Origin of the sequence: Ensifer sp. SSB1 (assembly GCF_016652895.1) — a bacterium.
Taxonomy (GTDB): Bacteria; Pseudomonadota; Alphaproteobacteria; order Rhizobiales; family Rhizobiaceae; genus Ensifer.
In genome coordinates, this window is the sequence record NZ_JAEPRP010000291.1 from 1 (window position 1) to 5,161 (window position 5,161).

Genomic DNA, 5,161 nt, shown 5'->3' on the forward strand with positions numbered 1-5,161 from the left:
GCAATAAGCGCCGAGCGCGCCGACCTCGCGAAGGCGCGCCAGATTGGCGAGCGCCGACTTCGGGTCGTACATGCAGGCGAGGATCGAGGCGTAGGGCGCAATGACCGCGTTCTGGCCGAGACCGCGCTTGAGCCCGAGCGTCGGCACACCGAAGTTGGTGTACTGGTAGGTGAGTTCGTGGTCGCGCGCATTGAAGGCGGCTTCGGAAATGCCCCACGGCGTGCCCAGGCGGCGGCCGTGGTTGATCTGCTCCTTCACCACCAGGTTGTTGGTCTGGTTGAGGATACCGCCCTGCCGCTCCTGCATGACCAGCGGCGGCATCAGATATTCGAACATCGAGCCCGACCAGGAGATCAGCGCACCGCGTGCACCGATCGGCACGATCGGACGGCCGAGCTTGTACCAGTGTTCCGTCGGCAGATCGCCCTTGGCGATGGCAAACAGGCTGGTGAGACGCGCTTCCGAGGCGAGAAGGTCGTAGCAAGCCTCGTCGAGCTCGTTGGCGTTGACCCGGAAGCCGATCGACAGCAGGCGCCGTTCCGGCCGGAACAGGAAGCCGAAATCCATCGAGAAGGCGATGTCGCGCGCACGGTCCTTCAGCACCAGCAGACGCTGGCGCAGGGATTCGATGGCGCCGAGATCGAAGACACCATCGGCGATATGGGCTTCACAGGTGCTGACAAGCGTGTTCGCCCACTTCGTCACCTCATTGCTTTGCGGCGTGCGCACCTCGTGGTCGAGGTTGACGGTGAGCTTGTGCATGTCGCGCGCCAGAACCGCGAGGTTGATCACGCGGATCGACGCGAACTCGCGCTCACGCTTGACCGCGGCAAGCGCGTTCTGGAAGCCGACGATGCGTTCCTCGATCAGACGACGCAGTGGCCGGACCGTCTTGCGGTCGTCGGGCAGGTCACGCAGCACCTCCTGAAGGATGGCCACGACGTCGCCGATGCCGTCCAGGCTGCCCTGGACGTGCGCCGACGGCGCCTCGGCCCAGTCACGGCACATCGACGATACGGCGATCAGGTGGCCGGCAAGGTTGCCGCTGTCGACCGACGAGATGTAGCGCGGTTCCATGGTGTCGAGCGTGTTGGTCCGATACCAGTTGAACAGGTGGCCGCGATATTTCGGCAGGCGGTCGACGGTGGCGATCGTCTGCTCCAGGCGGGTAATCGTCTCTTCGAAGCCGATCCAGCCGAAATCGCGCGCTGACATGACCGACAACAGGTAGACGCCGATATTGGTCGGCGAGGTCCGTTCGGCCAGAACCGGCTGCGGCGTTTCCTGGAAATTGTCCGGCGGCAGGAAGTGCTGCTCGGCGGTCACGAACGTCTCGAAATAGCGCCAGGTGCGGCGGGCGATCAGACGCATCTCGTCGATCGCCTCGTCGGAGACGACGAGCTGGTCCTCGGTTTCGGCCGACTGGCTGACGAACCAGGCGACGGCAGGCGACAGCGCCCAGAGCAGCGCAAAGGGAATGCCGATGAACGGCAGACCGGTGTCGGAAATCGCTGCAAGCGCCAGCGAAATCGCCGAAAGCGCCGGTGCGATCCACATGGCCCGATAGTAATCGCCGATCGAGCCGTGGCCGGCACTCTGCACCTGCGCGGCCGTGCGCCATTCCAGCATCAGCTTGCCGCTCACGAAGGTGCGGTAGAGCGAGCGCACGATCGCGTCGCCCATCATCGCCGCATTATGGGCGATGAAGACGATGCGGAGCGCAACTTGCGCATTGGCGGCACGGACTTCGGTAAGCACCGCGTGAAGGTGAGCGCGCGCGACAATGTCGTTGCGACGCGGCAGGAGGCCGTTGATCAGCGACAGGGTCGGCGCCACGAACAAGCTGAAGATCAGCACGATCTGCCAGATCAGCGCTTCGGTCGGCTCCATGTAGTACCAGCCCATGACCGAGGCGACGAGCCAGGCAAGCGGAATCAGCGAACGACGCAGGTTGTCGTACATCTTCCAGCGCCCGAGCATCGGCAGCCCGTTCGAGAAGTTGAAGATGTAGGGCAGAAGCTGCCAATCGCCCCGCGCCCAGCGATGCTGGCGCGACATCTCGACCTCGTAGCGGGTCGGGAAGTCCTCCACGAGCTCGACGTCGGTCACCAGCGCGCAACGCACATAGGAACCTTCGAGCAGATCGTGGCTGAGAACGGCGTTTTCCTGGATTCGTCCCTTGAGCGCCGCCTCGAAGGCGTCGACATGGTAGAGGCCCTTGCCGGTGAAGCTGCCTTCGCCGGCGATGTCCTGGTAGACGTCGGACACGGTGAAGACATAGGGGTCGATACCGCGGTTGGACGAGAAGATGCGCTGGAAGGCAGAGGCGTCGCTTCCCGTCGTCAGCGACGGCGTTACCCGCGGCTGCAGCAGGCTGTAACCGGCGATCACATTCTGCGTCTTGGGATCGACCACCGGGCGGTTGATCGGATGGTACATCTTGCCGACGAGCTTCGTTACCGCATCGCGCATCAGGCGCGTGTCGGAATCGAGCGTCATCACGTACTGCACATTGTCCGGCACCGTGTTGGCACCCTGCAGGAACGAGGTGTCGCGGTCGCCGCGGAGCAGCATGTTCAGCTCGTGCAGCTTGCCGCGCTTGCGCTCCCAGCCCATCCACACGCCTTCCTGTTCGTTGAACAGGCGGCGGCGGTGCAGCAGGTAGAAGCGGGTCTTTCCGTCATAGGCATAGCGCGCCGAAAGCTGGGCGATCTCGCGCTTGGCATAATCGAGCACGTCGGCGTCGGAACTCGATTCCTCGTCCTTGCTGTCGGCCCAGTCGCTGACCAGCGCGAAGTAGATTTCGCCGCGCGGATTGGCGAGATAGTGCACCTCGAGATTGCGCACGAGCTCATCGACATGGTCGCGCTTGGAAATCAGGCACGGCACCGCGACCAGCGTTCGGGCGTCCTCCGGAATCCCGTCGAGGAACTCATAGCCGACCAGACGCGACGGTTTGACGAACAGCGTCACCAGCGTGTTGAACAGACCCATCGCGCCTTCGGAAGCCGGCAACGCGAAGAGGAGCAGCATGATCAGCTTCGCGCCGTTCGGGATGTCCATCGGGCTGACGAAGGAGTAGACGGCGATCATCGCCAGGATCGTCAAAAGAATGTTCGGTCCGGCGATTGCAAACCAGTCGAGCTTGCGCCCGATGCGGATAATGGTCTGCAGCAGCGACGGCCGGTAGCCGATCTTCTTTTCGAGCATCTTGCGCTGCTTGCCGACGAGGAACGATCCGACGTTCGGCTGCTGCAGCGGCGCTTCGGTCTCAGCTGCGGTTTCCGCCTCGCGCACCATCTCGATGGCGATCTGCGTTACCTCGTATTCGCTGTGGCCGGAGCGACGCGCCAGCTTTTCGATCGTATCGCGATACTTGTTGCGCGAGCCGAAATCGAGCGCCGCATAGTCGGAGCCGTCACGAAGAGCAGCGTCGATCTTGCTGACGCTTTCGAACCAGACGGCCCAGTCGGTGTCGTCGATTTCGCGCAGGCTGCGGATGATGTTGCTCATCGTCGCGTTGCCGGACGACAGGCGGTTCTGCTCGGCGACCAGCGCATTTTCGACGTCGCTGCCACGCTTCTCGAGCTGTTCCTCGATCCAGCCGATGACGGCACCCGATGTCTGCGAGCCATCGCGCATGCGGTAGAGCAATTGCGCGACGAAGGTGTTGTCGGCAGCCAGCGTCTCCGACTCCGCAAGCAGCGCCCGACATTTCTCCGGGTCATTCAGACGGATGATCTGGTCGGCGATATCGTTTGCCTTGCGGCGCATGCCGCGCGAGCGTTCGACGCGGATGGCGATCCGGCGCAGGTTCTCGATCAGCGCAAAGCGCAGGATCGACGGCAGCGCCCAGAGTTCGCCGATCTTGAAGGTCTCGTGCTTCTGGAAGCCCTCGACCATCGCCGTGATGCTTTCGCGCGTCACCGTGCTGTGGGTGTGGGCCACATAGAGCCAGGCCAGCGCCATGGTGCGCGGGATCACCGTGCCCGAAACAGAAAGCGTCGGCAGCTGGCGATAGAATCGGCGCGGGAAGTCGCGCCGGACTTCCTGGATCGCCTCTTCGACCACGTGATGGTTGTCGAGCAACCATTCGGCGGCCGGCGTGATCGTCGCCCCGGCTTCCACGTCTGCAGCCGTCGCCCGGTAGACGCGCAGGATCTCGTTCTCGTTTTCACGATGCCGCGGACGGAACTCGAACGGAAAGAAACCCGGCAGCGAGGAAACCCCCTTCAATGCGAGGTCCTCGCCGCATTGCCGGAGGTCGTCCATCGAGAAGAAGGTGGCGCGGATCGAATCGTTGTAATCGATCTGCTTTGCTTCCGGTTCGCGCGGAGAGGTGGGCGGCGTAGTTTGAAGCTGCATGGGTGCGGGTTCTGAATCCAACCGGGGTTGATCGGCCCGGTCCTCGTGGGGGTTCCGGGTTGGCTGCGGTCCTGAGAACTCAGGCTGAGCCGGCGCATTGCTAGACACGGTCATGTGTCCTCCCATCCACCGTCAATTCCCACATGTGGGGAACTGGCGGTAACAGGCACCGCCCTCGACTGGGCATCGGAGATCGCAAAGCCGGCGGCGCATTGGTTTTCAAGGCCGCGTGATGCATGAAAATGGCATTTTTTAGCCGTGGTGCCAACAGCTTGCAAGGATTGCTCATACAAGATTGGACGAATTGCGCACAGACGATTCAGGCCGAAACCGGCCGCTGCGCGCGCCCCCAATGGCACTTCGATACAGCTCTCTCAAATGCCCTCTTCTCAAGCTTCATCGCGGATGGCAGACGAGGCGAAACGTGAAGCGGCGAGGAAGGTTCCCTCGATTTGAAGAAAAGCCTCGATCGTCAGCCTACCTGCTCGGTGATCCACTCGCGGAAAGCCAGGCTGATGGGGTTTTCGAGCTTGCCCTCGGGTACGGCGAGATAATAGCTGTTTTCGGTCTGCATCGGCCGGTCGAGCACGATGCGCAGCGTGCCGGCGGCAATTTCCTGCTCGATCAGATAACGTGGCAGCAGCGCGAAGCCGAGCCCGGCCGTTGCCGCCTCGATCACCATGGAGAATTGGTCGAAACGATTGCCGCGATAGGCGCCGCGACCGTCCATATCGTTCGCCTCGAACCATTTCGCCCAGAGCTTAGGCCGTGTGGCGAGGTGCAGCAACGGGCCGGC

General features: G+C 62.9%; 1 protein-coding gene and 1 pseudogene. Both read right to left on the minus strand.

The annotated features are described in order from the left end of the window. Window positions 1–4,479, minus strand: a pseudogene (gene ndvB / locus I8N66_RS35935) (cyclic beta-(1,2)-glucan synthase); the annotation flags it as partial. A gap of 358 nt (window positions 4,480–4,837) precedes the next feature. Beyond that, the coding region (locus I8N66_RS35940; protein WP_291165012.1) for a LysR substrate-binding domain-containing protein at window positions 4,838–5,161 on the minus strand (324 nt) is incomplete at its 5' end.